21 protein-coding genes are annotated in these 21,118 nt (G+C 64.9%); 16 read left to right on the top strand and 5 right to left on the bottom strand.

Features of this window, described 5'->3' with window-relative positions:
- Positions 1-50 precede the first annotated feature (50 nt).
- The 15 genes from acsA (at position 51) to BMI87_RS04160 (ending at position 15,896) form a co-directional block, all read left to right on the top strand.
- Positions 51-1,790 carry an acetate--CoA ligase gene (gene acsA / locus BMI87_RS04230; RefSeq protein WP_078519885.1) on the top strand — a complete coding sequence of 580 codons (1,740 nt, stop codon included), beginning with the start codon at positions 51-53 and terminating at the stop codon, positions 1,788-1,790.
- Entirely contained in the window at positions 1,787-3,784 is a 1,998-nt protein-coding gene (pdhA, locus tag BMI87_RS04225; RefSeq protein WP_078519884.1) for a pyruvate dehydrogenase (acetyl-transferring) E1 component subunit alpha, read from the top strand. Before acsA ends, pdhA begins: the two co-directional genes overlap by 4 nt.
- A gap of 4 nt (positions 3,785-3,788) precedes the next feature.
- Positions 3,789-4,970, top strand: a complete 1,182-nt coding sequence (locus tag BMI87_RS04220; RefSeq protein WP_078519883.1) for a dihydrolipoamide acetyltransferase family protein — start codon at positions 3,789-3,791, stop codon at positions 4,968-4,970.
- Positions 4,967-5,221, top strand: coding sequence for an acyl carrier protein (locus BMI87_RS04215; protein WP_078519882.1), 255 nt, complete (start codon positions 4,967-4,969; stop codon positions 5,219-5,221). The genes BMI87_RS04220 and BMI87_RS04215 overlap by 4 nt, the downstream gene beginning before the upstream one ends.
- Positions 5,222-5,456: 235 nt before the next feature.
- Positions 5,457-5,660, top strand: a complete 204-nt coding sequence (locus BMI87_RS04210; RefSeq protein ID WP_078519881.1) for a hypothetical protein — start codon at positions 5,457-5,459, stop codon at positions 5,658-5,660.
- 145 nt (positions 5,661-5,805) lie between these two features.
- On the top strand, positions 5,806-6,579 hold the full coding sequence (locus BMI87_RS04205) for a carbon-nitrogen hydrolase family protein (RefSeq protein WP_078519880.1): 774 nt from the start codon (positions 5,806-5,808) through the stop codon (positions 6,577-6,579).
- A gap of 116 nt (positions 6,580-6,695) precedes the next feature.
- Positions 6,696-7,364, top strand: a complete 669-nt coding sequence (locus BMI87_RS04200; RefSeq protein ID WP_078519879.1) for a cupin domain-containing protein — start codon at positions 6,696-6,698, stop codon at positions 7,362-7,364.
- 33 nt (positions 7,365-7,397) lie between these two features.
- Entirely contained in the window at positions 7,398-8,462 is a 1,065-nt protein-coding gene (locus BMI87_RS04195; protein ID WP_078519878.1) for an FAD-dependent oxidoreductase, read from the top strand.
- A gap of 124 nt (positions 8,463-8,586) precedes the next feature.
- The gene (locus BMI87_RS04190) at positions 8,587-8,880 is read left to right on the top strand and encodes a ribbon-helix-helix domain-containing protein (protein WP_038079934.1); all 294 of its coding nucleotides are present in this window, start codon (positions 8,587-8,589) and stop codon (positions 8,878-8,880) included.
- A gap of 114 nt (positions 8,881-8,994) precedes the next feature.
- Entirely contained in the window at positions 8,995-9,390 is a 396-nt protein-coding gene (locus BMI87_RS04185; protein WP_078519877.1) for a VOC family protein, read from the top strand.
- Between the two features lie 36 nt (positions 9,391-9,426).
- Positions 9,427-9,951 carry a Twin-arginine translocation pathway signal gene (locus BMI87_RS04180; protein ID WP_078519876.1) on the top strand — a complete coding sequence of 175 codons (525 nt, stop codon included), beginning with the start codon at positions 9,427-9,429 and terminating at the stop codon, positions 9,949-9,951.
- 11 nt (positions 9,952-9,962) lie between these two features.
- Positions 9,963-11,534: a GMC family oxidoreductase gene (locus tag BMI87_RS04175; protein ID WP_078519875.1), complete on the top strand. Its 1,572-nt coding sequence runs from the start codon at positions 9,963-9,965 to the stop codon at positions 11,532-11,534.
- A gap of 173 nt (positions 11,535-11,707) precedes the next feature.
- Positions 11,708-12,616: a pirin family protein gene (locus BMI87_RS04170; RefSeq protein ID WP_078519874.1), complete on the top strand. Its 909-nt coding sequence runs from the start codon at positions 11,708-11,710 to the stop codon at positions 12,614-12,616.
- Positions 12,617-12,660: 44 nt separating this feature from the next.
- A complete protein-coding gene (wrbA, locus tag BMI87_RS04165) occupies positions 12,661-13,254 on the top strand; it encodes an NAD(P)H:quinone oxidoreductase (RefSeq protein ID WP_078519873.1) in 594 nt (197 codons plus the stop codon).
- Between the two features lie 125 nt (positions 13,255-13,379).
- Entirely contained in the window at positions 13,380-15,896 is a 2,517-nt protein-coding gene (locus tag BMI87_RS04160) for a cation:proton antiporter (protein WP_078519872.1), read from the top strand.
- A 37-nt stretch (positions 15,897-15,933) separates the two neighbouring features.
- Here the strand turns inward: BMI87_RS04160 and BMI87_RS22465 are convergent, their stop codons facing one another.
- A complete protein-coding gene (locus tag BMI87_RS22465) occupies positions 15,934-16,080 on the bottom strand; it encodes a hypothetical protein (RefSeq protein ID WP_165757007.1) in 147 nt (48 codons plus the stop codon).
- A gap of 372 nt (positions 16,081-16,452) precedes the next feature.
- Here BMI87_RS22465 and BMI87_RS04155 point away from each other — a divergent pair, with 372 nt between their 5' ends.
- Positions 16,453-16,869: a hypothetical protein gene (locus BMI87_RS04155; protein ID WP_078519871.1), complete on the top strand. Its 417-nt coding sequence runs from the start codon at positions 16,453-16,455 to the stop codon at positions 16,867-16,869.
- Positions 16,870-16,897: 28 nt separating this feature from the next.
- Here the strand turns inward: BMI87_RS04155 and BMI87_RS04150 are convergent, their stop codons facing one another.
- Genes BMI87_RS04150 through BMI87_RS04135 form a run of 4 tightly spaced genes read right to left on the bottom strand, consistent with a single transcriptional unit; the run spans position 16,898 to position 21,118 of the window.
- Entirely contained in the window at positions 16,898-17,812 is a 915-nt protein-coding gene (locus BMI87_RS04150) for an N-carbamoyl-D-amino-acid hydrolase (protein WP_078519870.1), read from the bottom strand.
- Positions 17,809-19,080: a Zn-dependent hydrolase gene (locus BMI87_RS04145; RefSeq protein WP_078519869.1), complete on the bottom strand. Its 1,272-nt coding sequence runs from the start codon at positions 19,078-19,080 to the stop codon at positions 17,809-17,811. Before BMI87_RS04145 ends, BMI87_RS04150 begins: the two co-directional genes overlap by 4 nt.
- The gene (locus BMI87_RS04140) at positions 19,077-20,312 is read right to left on the bottom strand and encodes a diaminopropionate ammonia-lyase (RefSeq protein WP_078520039.1); all 1,236 of its coding nucleotides are present in this window, start codon (positions 20,310-20,312) and stop codon (positions 19,077-19,079) included. Before BMI87_RS04140 ends, BMI87_RS04145 begins: the two co-directional genes overlap by 4 nt.
- Positions 20,313-20,341: 29 nt before the next feature.
- Complete coding sequence (locus BMI87_RS04135) at positions 20,342-21,118, bottom strand: ABC transporter permease (RefSeq protein WP_078519868.1); 777 nt, start codon at positions 21,116-21,118, stop codon at positions 20,342-20,344.

The following is a 21,118-nucleotide window of genomic DNA, read 5'->3' as shown; positions in this document are numbered from 1 at the left end:
TTCGTGACAGGGGCGGCCCATCGACTGGCATCACCTTGGGAGGAGGCGTGATGACTTGGGCGATTATCCGGAAGTCGGATGCCGAACGGGCAGCCGCCACGCTGACCGATGAGGTTCGCGAGGCGTTCACCTGGGACACCGCGCGGGCGATGCTCGACGGCTTTCCCGATGGCGGGTTGAACATCGCCTACGAGGCGGTGGATCGGCATGTCGCCTCGGGGCACGGCGGTGACGAGGCGATCCTGTGGCTCGGCAAGGACGGCGCGCAAGAAAGCCTGAGCTATGGCGACCTCGCCGCCCGGACCGCACGCTTCGCGAATGTGCTTAAAAGCCACGGACTGAAACCGGGCGATCGGCTCTTCGGTCTCGCAGGGCGCGTGCCCGATCTCTACGTCGCGGCGCTGGGCACGCTGAAAGCCGGGATGATCTTCTCGCCGCTCTTTTCCGCCTTCGGGCCCGAGCCCTTGCGCACGCGGCTCGAGATTGGCGAGGCCAATGCGCTGATCACGACCGCGTCGATCTACCGTCGCAAGATCGCGGCGTGGCGCGACCAGATCCCGTCCCTGAAACTGGTGCTGATCATCGGCGACGAGGCGCCCGACGATTGCGTCGCACTCGGCCCCGCGATGGCGACGGCCTCGGAGGAGTTCGAGACGGTCCGCACGGCACCCGAAGATCCCGCGCTGATCCATTTCACCTCCGGCACCACGGGCCGCCCGAAAGGCGCGGTGCATGTGCATAATGCAGTCGTGATGCATGTCGCCGCGGGGCGCTACGCGCTCGAACTGACGCCGGGCACGCGCTACTGGTGCACCGCCGATCCGGGATGGGTGACGGGCACCTCCTTCGGGATCATCTCGCCGCTGGTGAACCGGGTGCGGATGGTCATCGACGAGGCCGATTTCGATCTCGACCGCTGGTATGGCATTCTCGAGCGCGAGCAAATCGAGGTCTGGTACACCGCGCCCACCGCGATCCGCATGATGATGCGCGCAGGGAAAGAGGCAGCCGCGCCTTACGATTTCTCGAAGCTGCGGTTCATGGCCTCGGTGGGCGAGCCGCTCAATCCCGAGGCCGTGGTCTGGGGCAACGAGGTCTTCGGCAAACCCTTCCACGACAATTGGTGGCAGACCGAGACCGGCGGCATCATGATCGCCAATACCCGCGCGATGGATGTGCATCCCGGCTCGATGGGCAAGCCGCTGCCCGGGATTGAGGCGGGGATCGTCGAGCGTGTCGATGAGGGGCTGCGCGAGTGCAAACCCGGCGAGATCGGCGAACTAGCGTTGCGCCCCGGCTGGCCCTCGATGATGCGCGCCTATCTGCACGAAGAGGCGCGCTACAAGAAGTGTTTCGTGGATGGCTGGTATCTCTCGGGCGATCTCGCGATGCGCGACGCGGACGGGTATTTCTGGTTCGTCGGCCGCGCAGACGATCTCATCAAATCCTCCGGGCACCTGATCGGCCCCTTCGAGGTCGAAAGCGCGCTGATCGAGCACCCGGCGGTGGCCGAGGCCGCCGTGATCGGCCTGCCCGACGAGACCGCAGGCGAGGTCGTGAAGGCCTATGTCGCGCTCAATCCGGGGTTCGAGCCCTCCGAGGACCTCGAACGCGACATCCGGGGCCTCGCGCGCAAAAAGCTCGGCGCGGCGGTCGCCCCGCGCGAGGTGGTGTTCCGCAAAACCCTGCCAAAGACCCGTTCGGGCAAGATCATGCGCCGTCTGCTGAAGGCGCGCGAGCTGGGCCTGCCGGAAGGCGATATTTCGACGCTGGAGAGTGACGAGACATGACTGCCGATAAACCGCATCTGACCCATGACCACATCCGCGAATTACTCACGGCGATGATCCGTGTGCGCCATTTCGAGGATAAATGCGCCGAGCTCTACACGCAGGAAAAGATCCGCGGCTTCCTGCATCTCTATGATGGCGAGGAGGCGGTGGCCTCTGGCGTGATCCCGCGGCTTGGCCCCGAGGATCGCGTCGTGGCGACCTATCGCGAGCACGGCCATGCGTTGGTGCGCGGCGTGCCGATGGAACGCGTGATGGCCGAGATGTATGGCAAGGCTACCGGCGCCTCGGGCGGGCGGGGCGGCTCGATGCATATCTTCGACGCCGAGCGCAATTTCTATGGCGGCAACGCGATCGTGGGGGGCGGGCTGCCGCTGGCCGTGGGCCTCGCGCTGCGCGACCGGATGATGGGTGCGCCCAATGTCACCGCCTGCTTCTTCGGCGAAGGCGCGGTGGCCGAGGGCGAGTTCCACGAGTCGATGAACCTCGCGCAGCTCTGGTCGCTGCCGGTGCTGTTCGTCTGCGAGAATAACGGCTACGCGATGGGCTCGGCCCTGGCGCGAACTGAGGCCGAGACCGACATAAGGCGCAAGGCGGCCGCCTATGGCACGGTGACGGAACAGGTCGACGGGATGGATGTGGTCGCGGTCGAGGCCGCCACCCGCCGCGCGCTCGCCGCGATCCGCGAGACCGGCAAACCCTATTTTCTCGAATGTCTGACCTATCGCTTCCGGGCGCATTCGATGTTCGATGCCCAGCTCTATCGCGACAAGGACGAGGTTGCCGCGTGGCGCGAGAAGGGGCCGATCGTACGGTTCCAGACCTGGCTTTACGAGACCGGGCTGATGCATCCCGAAGAGGTCGCGCAGATCGAGGCCGGCGTCGAGGATGAGATCGCCGCCGCCGTGGCCTATGCCGAGGCGAGCGAGTGGGAGCCGCTCGAGACGCTCACTCGTCACGTCATGGCCGAGGATCGCCCGTCGCCGCCCGCGTCGCCCGAACCCAGCGCCGAGACCGTCGAGATGACCTATCGCGAGGCGGTCAAGCTGGCCATCCGCGACGCGATGAGCCGCGATGATCGCGTCTTCCTGATGGGCGAGGATGTGGGCGCTTACGGCGGCTGCTACGCGGTCTCGAAAGGGCTGATGGACGAATTTGGCGAAGACCGTATCCGCGACACGCCGCTCTCGGAATCCGGCTTCACCGGGGCGGGGATTGGTGCTGCGGCGGCAGGGATGCGCCCCATCGTCGAGGTGATGACGGTGAATTTTTCGCTGCTCGCGCTCGACCAGATCATGAACACCGCCGCCACGATCCGGCACATGTCGGGCGGGCAGTTCGGTGCGCCCGTGGTGATCCGTCTCGCCACTGGCGCGGGCAAGCAGCTGGCGGCGCAGCATTCCCATTCGCTCGAAGGCTGGTACGCGCATATTCCTGGGCTGCGCATCCTCGCGCCCGCCACGCTGGAGGACGCGCGCGGGATGCTCTGGACCGCGATTGAGGATCCCGACCCGGTGCTGATTTTCGAGAATGTCATGCTCTACAACATGACCGGGCAGATCGCGGCGAATGCGGGGCCGGTCGATATCGACAAAGCCGCGATCCGGCGCGCGGGCAAGGATGTCAGCCTGATCACCTATGGCGGGTCGCTGTGGAAAACACTTGAGGCCGCCGAAGCGCTGGCAGGCGAGGGGGTCGAAGCCGAGGTGGTCGACCTGCGGTCCCTGCGCCCGCTCGATGACGCGACGATCATGGCCTCGCTCGCGCGCACGCGCCGCGCGGTGATCGTGGACGAAGGCTGGCGGTCCGGTTCGCTCTCGGCCGAGATCGCGGCCCGGATCGGCGAGAAATCCTTCTGGCATCTCGATGCGCCGGTGGGGCGGGTGTGCTCGGCCGAGGTGCCGATCCCCTATCCCAAACATCTCGAGGACGCCGCCATTCCGCAGGTGCCCGCCATCGTCGCCGCCGTGAAGGCCGCGCTCGGGAAAGGGTGACGCGATGGCGGTTTTCAAGATGCCCTCGCTCGGCGCGGATATGGAGGCGGGCAAGCTGGTCGAATGGCTGGTGAAGCCCGGCGATACGGTCAAGCACGGCGATATCGTCGCGGTGGTCGAGACCCAGAAAGGCGCGATCGAGATCGAGGTCTTCGAGGACGGCGTGGTCGAGAAGCTGATGGCAGAGCTTGGGCAAGACCTGCCCGTCGGCGCGCCGCTCGCCGTTATTCAGGCGCCGGGGGAGGCTGCGGAGGCCCCAATGCAGACCGCGCCGCCAGTCGCGCCGCAGACCGCGACCGAACCCGTCGCGCCCGTGGCGAAAGCGGCGCCACCAATCACTCCACGCGCAGCCACCTCAGCAGGCATCGCCGCATCACCCGCCGCCAAGGCGCGCGCGGCGGAATTGGGGATCGCGCTGGAGAGCCTTACTGGAAGCGGGCCGGGGGGCGCGATCGTCCTCGCCGATGTCGAGACGACGAAACCCACCGCGGCACCGAGCCCGGCGCAAAATCGCGGCGCCTATCTCGCGGAGATGCGCAAGGCGATCGCCGCCGCGATGGCCCGGTCGAAACGCGAGATCCCGCATTACTACGTCACCCACAAGGTCGACCTCAGCGCCGCGAGCGATTGGCTGAGCGCCGCCAATGCGGACCGCCCGCCCGAAGAACGCATCCTGATGGGCGCGCTCTTGATGAAGGCCATGGCGTTGGCGGCACGCGAGGAAAAGGCGGTGAACGGGCATTTCGGGAAAGAGGGCTTTACGCCCTCCGCGGCAATCCATCTCGGGCTGGCCATCGCGCTCAGGGGCGGCGGGCTTGTCGCGCCCGCAATCCTCGATGCCGACAAGAAGAGCCTGCAGGATTTGATGGAGGCGATGCGCGAACTCACGATGCGCGCCCGTGCCGGGCGGCTCAAAAGCTCGGAGATGAGCATGGCGACGCTGACCTTTTCGGCGCTCGGCGAAAGCGGGGTCGAGGCGATGGCCGGTATCATCGTGCCGCCGCAGGTCGCCATCGTGACGGCCGGTGCGCCTGGCCCGCAGCCGCTGGTGCGCGACGGCGAAGTGATTGCCGCGCAGGCCGTGACGCTGACGCTGGCCGCCGATCACCGTGTGAGCGACGGGCGGCTGGGCTCGAAATTTCTGACCGCGATCGACGCGAAGCTGCAAACCCCGGAGGAGCTATGACCGAAGACGAAATCCGCAGCGCCTATATCGAGGAACTCGTGCGCGTCGCCCCTGATCTCGACCCTGCCGAAATCGCGGGATCGGACCATCTTCAGGACGATCTCGAACTCGACTCGATGGATATCCTGAACCTCGTGATCGCGCTCAACCAGCGCTTCGGCGTCGCGATTGCCGAGGCGGATTATCCCCAGATCGCCACACCGGATCTTGCTGCGGCGTTTCTCGCTCGGAGGCTAGGCACTCCGAATTGACCCAGCCGGACCACCCGCTGAGCATTCAACTCAGGGGGTATTTCGGTACGCCGTGAGTCAATTCACTGTTACCGCGGAAAAAACTGAGGAAATCCGCAATGCGCGGAGTCGCATTCCTTTGTTACCAGTGGGTTATTCGCAACAATTGTCTATTCGCAAAAATGTTATTTTCGGGAGGGCCCCGGCTGTATCGCGAGCCTCTTGCGCCCTTGACGAGTTAGAGATGGAGATCGTTATGATCGAAACGCGTATCGAAGTAGAGTGCTTGGAAGACGGGGCCATCCGGGTGCGCAGAGGTGCGTGGTCGGACCGTGTGCCGCGTGCGCGGATCGACCACTGGGCAGACCACTATGAGCTGATGCATCTCAATAATGGCAATGCCGGCTATCTCGAACTCGCGCATGCCCTGCGGGAGGCCAAAGCGAAACTCCTGTCTTGATTGAATTGGACAGGCTGTCGCGGCTGTTTTCGTACTGACCCTCTCTCCAGACGCCAGTCGCCCGTAGGCAGAGTTTTCCGGCTTTGCTCAGGGTGACGGGCTGCGACGCAAGCGATACGCTTGTTTGTCGAGAATGGAGACAAACATGAGAATCGCGCTCGTCCAGCCGCTGCCGCTTCCCTCTGACCCGGCGCAGATTTTTGCGACCATCGAGAAATGGGTGAGCGGTCTGTCGACGCTCGACGCCGATCTCGTCGTGCTGCCCGAGCTGATCCTGCCCGGCTATAATCGGCCCGAGGATCATCGCGTGCAGGGGCAGCCGCTCGGGGGAGAGTGGTGCACCACGATGGGCGATATCGCGCGTAAATACGAATGCGCGATCTGCTATGGCTGGGCCGAACGGCTGGGCGATGACGTGTTCAACGCGGCGTCTGTGCTCGACAAGACAGGCGCGCGGGTCGGGCACTATCGCAAGATCCAACTTTTCGGCGAGATGGAGCGTGCGAGCTTCGCCTTTGGCACGGAGGCGCCGCCCGTCTTCGAGCTGAACGGCATCCGGACCGGCCTGCTGATCTGCTACGATATCGAGTTCCCGGAACACGCACGGACCTTGGCGAGAGCGAAGGCCGAGCTGATCCTCGTGCCGACGGCGAACCCGGTTGGCTACGATCACGTCCCCGATCTGCTCGTGCGGGCGCGCGCGAATGAGAACGCGGCCGTCGTGGTCTATGCGAATTACGCCGGTCCTGATCGGGACATCGACTTCGGTGGCAAGTCCATCATCGCGGGCCCCGACGGACAGGCGGTGGCGCAGGCAGGAAGCGGGCCGACGATGTTGATTGCCGAGCTGCCGAAGCCCGCCGATTATCCCGGCGAGGCGATCTCGGTTCAGCTCGATGATCTGCGCAGCGTCGAATAGCCGAGGGGCTTCGCGGCATTTGAAATTCTGCCTTCCGAGCATAGCTCCGAATTACGCGCCGCTTAGGGGCGGTGCGACAGTCCAACCCGGGTTGGGGCAGACATTTCGGAGGGCACATGGAAATCAACGCGGAATTCTCGGAGCGCGTGCTCGTTCATTCCGACACGCTCGACTGGCACGGCTCGCCGTCGGCGGGTGTCGAGCGGCGGATGCTCGACCGGATCGGCGACGAGGTGGCGCGGGCGACGAGCATCGTGCGTTTCGCCCCGGGGCATAGTTTCTCGGCGCATACGCATGGCGGCGGCGAGGAATATCTCGTGCTCGAAGGCGTGTTCCAAGATGAGAGCGGCGATTATCCGGCGGGGACTTATGTGCGCAATCCGCCGCAGACCCGGCACCGGCCGGGATCGGAGGGTGGCTGCACGATCTTCGTGAAGCTCTGGCAGTTCGACCCCGACGACCGCAATCAGTTTCACAAGGATATCCGGGCCGATCTGACCCAGACCGGCGAGGGCGTCGAGTGCGCTGAACTTCATCGCGACGCGCGTGAGATCGTCCGCTATTTCAGGCTCGCGCCGAATGCGAGCCTCTCGCTAGATGATCCGGGCGGGATGGAGTTGCTCGTACTAGGCGGAACGCTGTCCGAAGGCGGCGATGACCTGCGCGAGGGATCGTGGCTGCGCTTGCCTGACGGGCAGCCGCTGCAGGTTCAGGCCGGGTCGGGCGGCGCCGAGTTCTGGATCAAGACGGGGCATCTGCGCTTTGTTGCCGCGCCGGATCAGTGACGGGAAACGATCTCTCACAATGACGAGGCTTCCATGAAAATGCAGGTCGCGATCGTGGGCGGCGGGCTCGCGGGCTTGGCGCTCGCGCGGCATCTGCACGCGCGCGGTGTCTCTTTCGAATTGTTCGAGGCGCGGCCGCGCTTTGGCGGTCGGATCAAGGCGCTTGAGACCGCAACGGGCAGGGTCGATCTCGGCCCGTCATGGTTCTGGCCCGGCCAGCCCCGGATCGCCGCGCTCACCGAGGCGCTGAACCTGCGCAAGTTCGAGCAGTTCGCGCGCGGCGCGGTGTCGCTGGAAGATGCGAGCGGCGACGTTCACCGCAATATGGGCTTTGCCAGCATGGCGGGGTCGTGGCGTCTCGAAGGCGGCATGGTCGCGCTGACCAACGCCCTCGCCGCCGACCTTCCCGCCGCGCAGCTTCATCCCGGGGCGCGCGTTGTCGGGATCGGGGCAGGGCCCTCTCTCACGCTCGAGGACGGCCGGACCTGCGAGGCGGAGCATGTCGTGCTGGCCGTGCCGCCACGCATTGCGGCGCAGATGTCTTTCGCGCCGCAGCTGAGCGATGCGGAGACGCAGGCGCTCCGCGCGATCCCGACTTGGATGGCGGGGCACGCGAAATTCGTCGCCCTCTACGAGCGACCGTTCTGGCGCGAAGCCGGGCTGTCGGGCGATGCGATGAGCCAGCGCGGGCCTCTGGCGGAAATCCACGATGCCTCGGGGCCGGACGGCACGCCCGCCGCTCTGTTCGGCTTTCTGGGTGTGCCAGCGCGGGTGCGGATCGGGCAGGAGGAGGTGGTCAAAGCTGCCGCCCTTGAGCAGCTTGGCCGGATCTTCGGGCGGGAAGCTGCCAACCCGCTGACCTATGCGCTCGAAGACTGGGCTGTCGCGCCCGAAACGGCGACGGAAGCGGATCTCGAGCCGCTCAGGTTCCACCCCGATTATGGCCTGCCTCCGGTGCTGCGCGGGCTCCATGACGGGCGGGTTCATTTCGCCTCGTCGGAGACCGCGCCCGAGATGGGCGGCTACATGGAAGGCGCGCTGGCGGCGGCAGAGCGCGTGGCGCGTGACCTCGTGGGAGGGTTCGCGGCGACCCCATAGCCCGACGCGCTCAGCCACGCCCCCCGTCACAACACGATTGACCCGCCCCGGATTGACCATATTCTTGAGTCTCGGGTGAATCTTGGTTCGCCTCGGCAATCGGATCTGAGGGAGGAGAGACGATATGTGCCATGTTTTCGCGGGTCAGGACCCCGAGCGGTATTCCAGCGAGACGCGCAGGCTGCGGCTCAACGGCCAGAGCACGAGCATCCGGCTCGAGAACGCGTTCTGGGACATTCTCGACGAGATCGCCGCGCGCGATGGGGTGTCCACGCCGACCTTCATCTCGACGCTGCATGCGGAAGTGCTGGAGCTGCGCGGGGAGCCCTCGAACTTCACGTCGCTGCTGCGCTGCGCGTGCCTGAAATTCATGGAAATCTCGAACGATCGCGCCCCGCTCGCGGTCGCTGCAGAGTAAGCGCAAGCCTGACGTCAAACATTCTTAAGGGGTAGTATAGACCTACTACCCGCCCCACCGCGGCCCGCTGCTAGGCTCTCAGGACAACTGACAGCACTACAGCGGGAGCAACCGGTGGCAAAACCCATTCATTCCATGATCCGTGTCCTCGACGAGGACCGCTCGGTCGCGTTTTACGACAAGGCTTTCGGCCTCAAAGTCGCCGACCGTCTCGACTTTCCGGATTTCACGCTCGTCTATCTGAGCAATCCTGAAAGCGAGTTCGAACTGGAACTCACCGTCAACAAGGGCCGGACCGAGCCCTATGACCTCGGCGATGGCTACGGCCATTTCGCGGTCTCGGTCGATGATCTCGAAGCCGAACACAAGCGCTTCGAGGCGGAGGGCCTCGCGCCTCGCAAACTCGTGGAATTCGCGCCGGCAGGGGAGGTCGTCGCGAAGTTCTTTTTCGTGGCCGATCCGGACGGATACCAGATCGAGGTGCTCGCGCGCGAAGGCCGCTTCAAGTGAGATTTTCCTAAGGGAGACATCAGGGAGGAGACGACAATGGCAACCAAGGCAAGCTCGAAAGGGCTGACCAGACGGCAGCTGCTGGCGCGGGCAACCGTGGCGGGGGCGAGCTTCGTCGTGGGTTCGGGGTTCATGGCGGCGCGCAATGCCGCCTGGGCCACCGAGCTCTCGGCGCTCAAGCCGACGACCTTCGCGACGCTCGTGCAGATGGCGCGCGATATCTACCCGCACGACAAGGTCGACGACCAGTATTATGTCATCGCGGTGAAGGGCTACGACACTGCCGATACAGCTGACGAAATCGAAGCGGGGATTGCCGCGCTCGATGCGGCGGCACGCGGCAAAGGCTTCGCGAATTACCTCGAGACGGGCTGGGAGAAGGATCGCGTTGCGATCCTGCGGGGCATGGAGGAGAGCCCCTTCTTCCAGAAGATCCGGGGCGGTCTGGTGACAGGTCTCTACAACCAGAAAGCGGTCGGGCCGATCTTCGGCTACGAAGGCGAGTCCTATTCCAAGGGCGGCTACATCAACCGCGGTTTTGACGACATCGACTGGCTGTAAGGGAGGCAGACATGGTTGCGAAATTTGATCTGAGCGACGACAGCGTCGTTGTCATCATCGGCACCGGCGCGGGCGGCGGCGTGCTGGCAAACGAACTGGCGCAAAAGGGCGTCAAGGTCGTGGCGCTCGAAGCGGGCGGTCGCTATCTGCCCGAGGATTACATCAACGACGAATGGGAAAGCTTCGGCCAGCTCGCCTGGACCGAGCCACGCACGACGAGCGGCGACTGGCGGGTGGCGAAGGATTTCTCGGGTCTGCCCGCATGGATCGTGAAAGCGGTCGGCGGCACGTCGATCCACTGGGCCGGGGCGAGCCTTCGGTTTCAGGACCACGAGTTCAAGACGAAGACCCATTACGGCAATGTCGATGGGGCGAACCTGCTCGACTGGCCGATCGATCCGGCCGAGCTTGCGCCCTATTACGACAAGGCTGAGGCCAAGCTGGGCGTGACCCGCACCGGCGACCGTCCGGGCCTGCCGGGCAACAATAACTTCAAGGTGCTGGAGAAAGGCGCGAAGGCGCTCGGCTATGCGGAAGTGAATACCGGGCATATGGCGATCAACTCGATCGACTATGACGACCGGATGGCGTGCCAGCAGACGGGCTTCTGTTTCCAGGGCTGCAAATGGGGCGCCAAGTGGTCCTCGGCCTATACGGATATTCCGCGCGGCGAGGCGACCGGCAATCTGGAGGTGCGCGATCATTGCCACGTCGCCCGCATCCTGCATAACGATCAGGGCATGGCCTCCGGCGTCGAGTATTTCGACAAGGAGGGCAATCTGCAGATGCAGAAGGCCAAGATCGTCTGCGTCGCGGGCAACTCGATCGAGAGCCCGCGCGTGCTCCTGAATTCGCATTCGGCAATGTTCCCCGACGGGCTTGCGAACTCCTCGGGGCAGGTGGGGCGCAACTACATGCGTCACACTACGGGCTCGGTCTATGGCGTCTTCGACAAGCCGGTGAAGATGTGGCGCGGGACGACCATGGCGGGCATTGTCCGCGATGAGGCGCGCCACGATCCCTCGCGCGGCTTCGTCGGCGGCTACGAGCTGGAAACGCTCAGCCTCGGTCTGCCCTTCATGGCGGCCTTCCTCGATCCGGGCGGCTGGGGGCGCGAGTTCACGACTGCGCTCGACAGCTACGAGAACATGGCCGGGATGTGGATCGTGGGCGAGGACATGCCGCAGGAGACCAACCGCATCACGCTCAACCATGAGGTCGAGGACGCCTACGGGCTGCGGGTGGCCAACGTGAACTACACCGATCACCCGAACGACCGGGCGATGCGCGATCACGCCTATGCCCGTGGCGCTGCGATCTACGATGCGGTGGGGGCGACCCGGACCTTCCCGACGCCGCCCTATCCCTCGACGCATAACCTCGGCACCAACCGGATGTCCGAGAACCCGCGCGACGGGGTGGTGAACAAACACGGCCAGACCCATGACGTGCCGAACCTGTTCATCTCGGACGGCTCGCAATTCACGACAGGTGCGGCAGAGAACCCGACGCTGACCATCGTGGCGCTCGCGATCCGGCAGGCGGATTTCATCGCCGGGGAGCTGTCCAAGGGTAACATCTGATCCCGAGAGCGTCAGCTAAGACAAAAGAAGATCGGGCTGCCGAAGGGTGGCCCGGTTCTTTTTGCGGAACCTTTGCCCATCTGCGCGTTTGCGCACAGGACATGCGGGACCTTCGCTAATTCAAATCTCCCGAGGAAGCCCCACACTATCACCAACGATATTTGGAGGCTCACATGACCTTTCGACCTGTCTCGGCGACCAGCAAGGCGCAACCCGCGCTCGAAGGCGCTGGCGTTCACTTGCATCGCGTGTTCGGCTTCGGCGACCCGTCGCTGACCGACCCGTTCCTGATGATGGATGATTTCCGCAACGACGATCCGCGCCTTTATTCCAAGGGCTTCCCGTGGCACCCGCATCGCGGCATCGAGACGATCACCTATGTGCTCGACGGCCAGGTGGAGCATGCGGATTCGCTCGGCAATCGCGGTCTTCTCGGCGCGGGCAGCGTGCAGTGGATGACGGCGGGCTCCGGCATCGTCCATCAGGAGATGCCCTCGGGCAATGAGAAGGGGCAGATGCACGGCTTCCAGCTTTGGGCCAACCTGCCCGGCGCGCTCAAGATGACGGCGCCGCGCTATCAGGACATCACCGGCAGCGATATCCCGATCGAAGGCGACGATGACGGCACGACCGTCAAGGTCATCATCGGCTCGTTCTGGGGCAAGACCGGCCCGGTCGACGGGATCGCCGCGAACCCGATGCTGCTCGACGTGTCGATCCCCGCAGGACGCCGCAAGGTGCTGCCGGTCGATACGCGCTCGAACGCGCTCGCCTATGTGTTTGCAGGTTCCGGCACATTCCGCGACGCCAGCGATCCCGTCGGCATCAAGGTCGAGAAGGAGTATCGCGGGCAGGAGCTGAATATCCGCGACATGACCGGCAACCGCACGCTGGTCCGCTTCGGCGCGGGCGACGAGATCACGGTGCAGGCCGGGGACGAAGGTCTCCGCTTCCTGCTGATGACCGGTCGCCCGATCCAGGAGCCCGTCGCGTGGCACGGTCCCATCGTCATGAACACGCAGGACGAACTGCGTCAGGCGCTGACGGAACTCAACAACGGCACGTTCATCAAACACGGCTGAGGGCGCCGTTGCCCCTCAGTCCCTTCCCAACACAGGAGTTAGAAATGGCACAACCGAAGATCGCAATCGTCTTTTATTCCACCTATGGCACCAACCATGCCGTCGCGTTGGCGGCTGCGGAAGCCGCTGAGGCTGCCGGAGCCGAAGTGCGCCTGCGCCGCATTCCCGAGACGGCCCCGAAAGCCGTCGTCGAAGGGCAGGACGCCTGGAAGAACCAGCTCGAGAAGATGAGCGATATTCCGGAAGTGACCGCCGACGATATGGAATGGGCCGAGGGCTATTTCTTCTCCGGGCCGACCCGCTACGGCGTCTCAGCAAGCCAGATGCGCGCCTTCATCGACACGCTGGGCGGTCTCTGGGGCGCAGGCAAGCTAGCCAACAAGACCTTCACCGCGACGACCAGCGCGCAGAACGCACATGGCGGGCAGGAGGCGACCATCCTCGGCCTCTACACCACGGCCATGCATTGGGGCTGCGTCATCGTTCCGCCGGGCTATACCGACGAGGCGATCTTCAATGCGGGCGGCAACCCCTACGGCTTCTCGACCAATGCCGGGGGCGTCAACGAAGCTGGCAAGGCCGCGATCGCCCATCAGGCGAAACGCCTCGTCGAGATGACGGCGAAACTCGTCGCCTGATCTGACTTAACGTCCATTAAGCGCCCCCACCTCTCTCGGCGGGGGCGTGCTTGTCTCCCGATCGCAAAGTGTCCAAACCTTTCAATTCCCCGTGCGTCCGCCGATCAGCGTGGTATTTCGACTGAATGGATATCGTCGTCATCACCACGATTGTCGCGTCGCTTTTCCTCGTCATCGGGGTGGCGGAGCCATTGGCGGCGCGGCTGCGTCTTCCGTTCAGTGTGATCCTTGCGGGCATCGGTATTCTCATCGGTGTGGCGGCTGTGTTTTTCCTCCGGACCGAGCTGACCGACGCGCTCAACCCGGTGGCGGAAGCGATCCTGAACCTTCCGATCCGCTCGAACGTGTTCCTCTACGTGTTCCTACCCACGCTGCTGTTTCAGGCGACGCTGGGGATGGACCTGCGCAGGATGCTGGACGACTGGGTTCCCATCCTGATGCTCGCGGTTGTGGCGGTCGTCGCGGCCACCCTCAGCGTCGGTTACGCGCTGTCCTGGGTCAGTTCGATCCCGCTCACCGCGTGCCTGCTCATCGGCGCGATCGTGTCCACGACCGATCCGTCCGCCGTCGTCTCGATCTTCCGCTCGATCTCTGCCCCGCGCCGGCTGTCGCGGATCATCGAAGGGGAAAGCCTGCTCAACGATGCCGCGGCCATCGCGCTGTTCGGGCTTTTCATGGGCTTCGTCATGATGGGCGTGCCCGATCCGAAGCTGGGCGATGCGCTCGCCCGGTTTCCGTATCTCATCCTCGGCGGCGCGTTCACCGGCTGGCTGGTCGCGCGTATCGCCGTCGGGATGATGTCGTTCTTCCGGCGCCATGAGCTTGCCCAGCTCTCGATTTCGGTGGCGCTGCCTTACCTGGCCTATATCGGCGCGGAGCAAAGCATCGGCGCTTCGGGTGTCATCGCGGTGGTCGCCGCCGGTCTGACGCTGAACCTGACCGGGCCCGGACGTCTGCAACCGCAGACATGGATCAATCTGCGCGAGCTCTGGGGAGTTCTCGCGCATTGGGCGGGGGCCCTCATCTTCGTCCTGGCGGCGCTGTTGATCCCGAGACTTCTCGAAGAAATCCGCATCGGGGATATCGCCCTCGTCGGTGTCGTCGTCCTCGCGTCGATTTTCGCGCGCGCGGTGATCCTGTTCGGGCTTCTGCCACTTCTCACGGCGCTGCGGGTCTCACCCACGGTCGAGCGGCCCTATCGGGTCGCCATCCTCTGGGGCGGGTTGCGTGGGGCGGTGACGCTCGCGCTGGCGCTGGCCGTGACCGAGAGTTTCCGCGTCCCCGACGAGGTTCAGCGCATGGTCGGCATTCTCGCCACCGGCTTCACCCTGTTCACGCTGATCGGGCAGGGCACCACGCTGCGCTGGATCATCGGTCGGCTGGGGCTCGACCGGCTGTCGCCGATCGACGATGCGCTGTCGCGCCAGGTCGTCGCCGTCTCGCTGCAGAAAGTGCGCGAAGACCTCGCGCGGACCACCGAGAACTACGAACTCAGCCGCGACGTCGTCCGCTCCGAGGCCAAGCGGTTCGGGGAGCGGCTGGAGGGCGCGGTCAAGGCCGCCGACGACAGTCAGGACATTCACGACCGCGACCGCATTACCTTGGGGCTCATCGCGCTCGCCGGCCATGAACGCGACACCATCCTGATGCGGGTGCGGGAGCGGACGATCGCCTCTCGCATCGCCGAAAAGGTTCTGTCGAACGCCGACCGTCTGATCGAGGGCGCACGCGCGGACGGGCGGCACGGCTATAACCGGATCGCGCGGCGCAGCGTCAAATATGGCTTCGGCTTCCGCGTCGCGAATATCCTGCATCGCCGCCTCCACCTGTCGCGCCCCCTCGCGCGGATGACGGCGGACCGGTTCGAGATGCTCCTGTCGCAGCGGCTGGTGCTGCGCGATCTCGGCAGCTTCATCAGCGGCCGCATCCGCCGCATTCATGGCAAGCGCGTGAGCGACCTGCTCTCTGACCTGCTATCGCGCCGCATCGAAATCGTCGAAACCGCGCTGCAGGGGCTTCGTCTGCAATATCCCGGCTACGCCGAAGAGCTCGAACGGCGCATCATTCGTCGGACCGCGCTGCGGCTGGAGGAGCGCGAATACGAGACGATGCGCGAAGACGGCCTGATCGGCGACGAGGTCTACACCAAGCTCCGGGCAGGCCTCGCGCAGAAGCGGTCGCGCGCGGAGGATCGCCCGAAGCTCGATATCGCGCTGCGGCGCATCGAGCTCGTTCGGCAATTTCCGCTGTTCTCCGGTCTCGATGCCCGGGACCAGAAACGATTGAGCCGGTTGCTCAAGGCGCGGCACGCCAACGCGGGGGAGGTCATTCTCGGCCGCGACAGCGTCGCGAAAAGCGTGTTTTTCATCGCCTCCGGGGCGGTCGAGGTTGAGGCTGCCAACCAGACGTGGCGGCTGGGTCGCGGCGAGATGTTCGGTCAGCTGTCGATCCTGATGAGACGGACGCGCAGGACCGAAGTGCGCGCGATTACCCCATCGACCCTTCTGGAATTGGACGAAGCCCGGTTCCGTCGCCTGCTGAGCCGTAGCAAGTCACTGCAGCAAGCCGTCCGCGCCAGTGCGGAGAAACGCGGGATCGCTCCTGACGCGCTCCTCGCGGATGTCGAGAGGGCGCGTCAGTAGCGGGTCGGCTTCGGAGCTGCGAAACGGCTCCGATCGCTTACATCGGGTTTTCGATGTTCGCCTTCATGTTCGGAACGTTTGCAGCGGTCGCCGTGCCTTCGGTTTGGCTGCAGGCGGCCAGAATGCCCATGGCGCAGCATGCGACCAGAGCGAGTACGGCTTTTTTCTTCATCGGGCTTTGCATGTCGGGTTCCTTTCAAAACGACTCGGGTCCTCAAAGTGAACGGACCAGTTCAACTATTTGAGGCGCACCGTGGCCTCGGCAAGATTTTTCTGTTGCTGTGGATGTATTTAGCCTCACTGACGCAGCGGCGCCACGCAGAGGATTTCCCGGCGCGCATGAGCGGGAGATTGCCGCAAGGGTATTTCTCGATGGCAGGCCCCGCAGATGGAGGCCTAATCGTCAGCTCGAAAGGTCACGCAGCGTCAGAAACTAACTTTGACATGTTTGCCCAATTCAAGTCACAACATCGCCGCTCTTGCATGTGATCCAGCCCTCGTCGGCGAGCCGCACAGGTCCATTCGGAGCCACTCGCGTCCAACGGAGGTATTGATTATGAATGTTAAACATGTGTCGCTTGAATTGTTGGTTAAGCTTGATGAGCGCGGTGTGGCTGACGTGGGCAAATTCTCCCTTAATTTCCAGGACGACACCCGTGACGCTCTCGGGGACTCGATCAACTTGAAAGGCCTGGCGACGCTGGCGCAGCCGGAAAAGGTGTTCACCCCGGCCTTGCGCACCGAATTGCTCGACCAACGCGCGACTTTCGACCCGCAGAAATTCTCGGTCTCCGTCAACGTCAGTTCTTTCGCCACCTCCGATCCCTATATCGAGATCGAACGTCGGTGGCGCATTGCCCTCGTCACCTTCCTCGAGGGATACATCATGCAGTCCCAACCGATGCTCTCGTCGCTCAAGGTTCGGGGCGCATATGCGGAACAGCTCGCGGCCTCGAATGCGCCGCTGCACTGATCGGTAGTCCTCACCCTCATCGACTTTCCTATCCCGCGCAGATGTCGCGGTAGTCCTCGGGTTCGCGGTGAAGCGCGAAGTTGAAGACGTTCTCGCGCAGCTCGCGGCAGCGGTCGAGGTCGATTTCGGCCATCGCCAACTCATCGCCGAACCCTTGGGTCTTGGCGATGATCTCGCCGGTGGGCGCGATGATGCAGGTGCCGCCGATCAGGTCGCAGCCCTCTTCGCGCCCCGCTTTCGCGGTGCCGATCACCCAACACCCATTCGCGTAAGCCCCCGCCTGCATCGACAGGTGGTTGTGGAAGTCCTGCAGGTGATCATGCTCGGGCGCGAGCGGGTAGTGCACCGGCGTATTGTAGCCCAGCATCACCAGCTCCGCCCCGCGCAGACCGAGCACGCGGAACGTCTCGGGCCAGCGGCGGTCGTTGCACAGGCACATGCCCAGCTTGCCGCCGAACCCGTCGAAGACGCCAAAGCCCAGATTGCCATGCTCGAAATAGCGCTTCTCCAGATGCTGGAAGGGGCGCCAGTCTTCGTATTCGGGATGGCCGGGCAGGTGGATCTTGCGATATTTGCCAATGATCTGGCCGGTCTTGTCGACGGTGATCGAGGTGTTGAACCGGCGCTTCTCGCCGTTCTCGTAGGCGATCTCCGCATAGCCGAGATAGAAGCCGACACCGAGGTCACGGGCAGTGTCGAACAGCGGCTGCACCTCCGTATTCGGCATCTCGGTTTCATAGAATGCGTCGAGCTCGGCCTCGTCCTCGATCAGCCAGCGCGGAAAGAAGGTGGTCAGCGCCAATTCGGGAAAGACGACCAGTTCCGCGCCGCGCCGATGGGCGTCGATCAAGAGCTTCTGCATCCGCGCCACGGCGGAGGCGCGCGGCTCGTCACGCGCAATCGGTCCAAGCTGTGCGGCGGCGGCAATGAATTTGCGGGTCATGGCAATTGTCCTGTCTCGATCGTTTGAAATTCGGGCGCGTCCTGAAGCTCCGCCTGCTGGCAGACGACATCCATCAGCACCTGTGCCCCGCCCGCGATGTCCGAGGGGGCGGTATATTCGTGAATGTTGTGGCTGACCCCGTCCTGCGAGGGCACGAAGATCATGGCCGAAGGGCAGTTCGGCGCGAACATCTGCGCGTCATGGCCTGCGCCCGAGGGCATCCGGCGATGGCCCAGACCGCGCGCATGGGCGGCGGCCTCTACGCTGTCCACCAATGCGGGGTCGAACTCCACCGGCTCGAAGCGGGCCAGCGTCCGGCGCGTGATCGCGCAGCCCCCGGCACGTGCGAAATCCTGCGCGGCGCGCCAGAGCCGGGTCTCGGCCTTTTGCAGCGTGGCCTCGTCGGTATGGCGCAGATCGACGGTCATCACCGCTTCCTGCGGCACCACGTTCACCAGATCGGGTGAGACGCGCATCCGCCCCACGGTCGCGACCTGCGGTGGGCCGTGATCTGCGGCGATCTGTTGGGCCTCGACCGCGATCCGCGCCGCCACCGCGCCCGCATCGTGGCGCAGCGCCATCGGCGTCGTGCCCGCATGGGCGGAGGCGCCTGTGACGGTGATCTCGGTCCAGGAAATGCCCTGCACGCCGGTGACGACGCCGATCTGCAGCTCCTCGGTCTCCAGCACCGGGCCCTGTTCGATATGCAGCTCCAGATAGCTGTGCGGTTTCAGCGCGCCGACCGGGGCGGGGCCTGCGGCATTGATGGCAGCGAGCGCATCGCGCAAGCGCACCCCGTCGATGCCTTCGACCTCCAGCATCTCGTCGAGCGGCAGCGCGCCTTGCGCCACGCCCGAGCCCATCATGTCCGGGGCGAAGCGCGCGCCTTCCTCATTGGTGAAGAACGCGACCGCAACGGGGCGGCGGGTGCGCGCGCCAGCCGCATTGAGCGCCTCGATCACCTCCAGCCCTGCCAGCACGCCGAGGCTGCCGTCATAAAGGCCGCCCGTCGCGACCGTATCGATATGTGAGCCCATCACGACCGGCGGGCCGTCTTCCTCGCCCGCGCGGATGCCCCAGCAATTGCCGATGACGTCCGTGGTGATCTCGAGGCCGAGATCGCGCATCCAGCGTATCACGAGGGCGCGGCCTTCGGCGTCTTCTGGGGAAAGTGCGAGCCGCTTCACGCCGCCACCGGGCAGGGCGCCGATCTGTCCGAGCCGCTCCAATCGCGCCATCAGGCGCTCGGTGTCGATCGCGATACTCATGCCGCGCCCCGCACTTCAGCAGCGCTGCGACCGACGAGGGTTTTGAACAGGGCAGCGTCGGTGTCGCCTTCCGTGCCGAAACACAGGATGCGGGAGTTCGCGTCGATCCCGAGGGCTTCGCGCGCCGCATCATTCTCGGCGGCGGCCAGGAAGGCGGCGAGCCCCGCCACGGCGGATTCCCCGGCGGCGACCGGCGGATCGCTCCCCTCGGGGTTGGCCAGCGCACGCATCACCGCGACGGCATCGGGGTCGGCCACGGACATCACCGCGAAGGTCAGCGGCTCCAGCACGTCCCACGCCAGCAGCGAGACCTCGCCACAGGCCAGACCCGCCATCAGCGTGTCCAGCTCGCCCTCGACGGCGGTGGGTTTGCTTTCGCGGATCGTCTCTAGCCAGCAGGCCGATTGGTCAGGATCGGCAAGGATCACGCGCGGGGCCTCGGGGCCATAGCGGCGCGAGAATTGCGCCGCGACCGCCGCCGCCAGCCCGCCGACGCCGGTCTGGATGAAGATATGGGTGGGCGGGGTGCCAAGCGTATCGGCCGCTTCCGCCGCCATCAGCTCGTAGCCCTGCATCACGTCCTTCGGGATTTCGGTATAGCCCGGATAGGAGGTGTCGGAGACGACGAACCAACCCTCGCGCGTTGCGGTCTCCTGCGCCTCGCGGACGCTGTCGTCGTAATTGCCTGCGCAGCGGCGGACCTCGGCGCCGTAAGCCTCGATGGCCTCCTTGCGGCCCTCGGAAACCGTAGCGTGGATGAAGATCACACAGCGGCAGCCGAAGCGTTGCGCGCCCCATGCGACCGAGCGCCCGTGATTGCCGTCGGTGGCGCAGCAGACGGTCAGTTGCGAGACGATATCGGCATATTTGCCCGCCACGATGTCTTCGGCGCTGGGTTCGGGAATGTCCTTGGCCTTCGCGATCTCGCGGGCCAGAAGGCGCAGCACCGCATAGGCGCCCCCCAAAGCCTTGAAGCTGCCGAGGCCGAAGCGCCCGCCCTCATCCTTGAACTGGATTTCCGCCACATCCGCCTTCGCCGCCATTGCGGGCAGCGACACGAGGGGCGTCGGCGCATAGCCTTCCCACGAAGAAATCGTGCGCTTGGCCAGATCGAAGGCCGCGTCGTTCAGAACGGCCTCCTGCTTGGGGCCATAGCCTTTCGCAGTGTCGTAATGCGGGTTCAGAATGAGCTCGTTGGATTGCCCCTCTCCGAGGGCATTTTCGAAAATCATGGTGGGGTCCTTGTGGTTGGTCATCGCGCTCAGGCCCCCGTCTTGGAGGCGCGGCGGCGGATCAGCTCGGCCAGCGCCACGAGGGCGATGTTGCCGAAGACGATCATCACGGCGAGCGCGTTGAGTGAGGGAGAGAGCGCGAAGCGGAAGTCGGAGGCGACGAGCACCGAAAGCGGTTGCGCGCGGCCCGAGACGAAAGCGGTCAGGACGTATTCGGCCGAGGACAGCACGAAGGCCACGACCCACGACGCCATCAGCCCGTTGGCCATCAGCGGCAGCACCACCCGGCGGAAGGCCGAAAAGCCCGAGGCGCCCAGATCGGCGGCCGCTTCCAACAGCCCGCGGTCGATGCGGATCAGCACCGAGGCGATCACCAGCGTCGAGAAGGGCAGCACGATCACCGTCTGCGCGGCGATCACCGTGAGCAGGCTGCGCTCCACCCCGGTCTCGTTGAACATGATCAGCTGCGCCACGGCGAGGATCAGCTTCGGGATCAGGAAGGGCGCGAGCAGCAGCACCGCGAAGATGCCGCGTCCGCGCATCGGGTAGAAGCTGATCGCAAGCGCTGCGAGCCCGCCCAGAAGCGTCGCGCAAATCGCGACGGGGAAGGCGATGCTCAGCGTGGTCAGGAAGCCCCCGCCCAGACGTCCGTCGCCCATCACCTCGGCATACCATTTCAGCGTGAAGCCCGAGAACGGCAGCGACATGATCTTGGAATCGTTGACCGAGAACAGCGCGATCATCGCGATCGGCAGATACATGAAGGCGAAGACCGCCCAGACCCAAAGCGTGGAGAGGCGCGACAT

The organism is Thioclava sp. F28-4 (assembly GCF_002020045.1).
Classification (GTDB): Bacteria; Pseudomonadota; Alphaproteobacteria; order Rhodobacterales; family Rhodobacteraceae; genus Thioclava; species Thioclava sediminum.
This window is presented reverse-complemented; position numbering and strand designations above follow the sequence as displayed.

Coding starts and splice junctions, on each gene's coding strand:
- acsA (WP_078519885.1), top strand. CDS start 51: ATGACTTGGGCGATTATCCGGAAGTCGGATGCCGAACGGGCAGCCGCC.
- pdhA (WP_078519884.1), top strand. CDS start 1,787: ATGACTGCCGATAAACCGCATCTGACCCATGACCACATCCGCGAATTA.
- BMI87_RS04220 (WP_078519883.1), top strand. CDS start 3,789: ATGGCGGTTTTCAAGATGCCCTCGCTCGGCGCGGATATGGAGGCGGGC.
- BMI87_RS04215 (WP_078519882.1), top strand. CDS start 4,967: ATGACCGAAGACGAAATCCGCAGCGCCTATATCGAGGAACTCGTGCGC.
- BMI87_RS04210 (WP_078519881.1), top strand. CDS start 5,457: ATGATCGAAACGCGTATCGAAGTAGAGTGCTTGGAAGACGGGGCCATC.
- BMI87_RS04205 (WP_078519880.1), top strand. CDS start 5,806: ATGAGAATCGCGCTCGTCCAGCCGCTGCCGCTTCCCTCTGACCCGGCG.
- BMI87_RS04200 (WP_078519879.1), top strand. CDS start 6,696: ATGGAAATCAACGCGGAATTCTCGGAGCGCGTGCTCGTTCATTCCGAC.
- BMI87_RS04195 (WP_078519878.1), top strand. CDS start 7,398: ATGAAAATGCAGGTCGCGATCGTGGGCGGCGGGCTCGCGGGCTTGGCG.
- BMI87_RS04190 (WP_038079934.1), top strand. CDS start 8,587: ATGTGCCATGTTTTCGCGGGTCAGGACCCCGAGCGGTATTCCAGCGAG.
- BMI87_RS04180 (WP_078519876.1), top strand. CDS start 9,427: ATGGCAACCAAGGCAAGCTCGAAAGGGCTGACCAGACGGCAGCTGCTG.
- BMI87_RS04175 (WP_078519875.1), top strand. CDS start 9,963: ATGGTTGCGAAATTTGATCTGAGCGACGACAGCGTCGTTGTCATCATC.
- BMI87_RS04170 (WP_078519874.1), top strand. CDS start 11,708: ATGACCTTTCGACCTGTCTCGGCGACCAGCAAGGCGCAACCCGCGCTC.
- wrbA (WP_078519873.1), top strand. CDS start 12,661: ATGGCACAACCGAAGATCGCAATCGTCTTTTATTCCACCTATGGCACC.
- BMI87_RS04160 (WP_078519872.1), top strand. CDS start 13,380: ATGGATATCGTCGTCATCACCACGATTGTCGCGTCGCTTTTCCTCGTC.
- BMI87_RS22465 (WP_165757007.1), bottom strand. CDS start 16,080: ATGCAAAGCCCGATGAAGAAAAAAGCCGTACTCGCTCTGGTCGCATGC.
- BMI87_RS04155 (WP_078519871.1), top strand. CDS start 16,453: ATGAATGTTAAACATGTGTCGCTTGAATTGTTGGTTAAGCTTGATGAG.
- BMI87_RS04150 (WP_078519870.1), bottom strand. CDS start 17,812: ATGACCCGCAAATTCATTGCCGCCGCCGCACAGCTTGGACCGATTGCG.
- BMI87_RS04145 (WP_078519869.1), bottom strand. CDS start 19,080: ATGAGTATCGCGATCGACACCGAGCGCCTGATGGCGCGATTGGAGCGG.
- BMI87_RS04140 (WP_078520039.1), bottom strand. CDS start 20,312: ATGATTTTCGAAAATGCCCTCGGAGAGGGGCAATCCAACGAGCTCATT.
- BMI87_RS04135 (WP_078519868.1), bottom strand. CDS start 21,118: ATGTCGCGCCTCTCCACGCTTTGGGTCTGGGCGGTCTTCGCCTTCATG.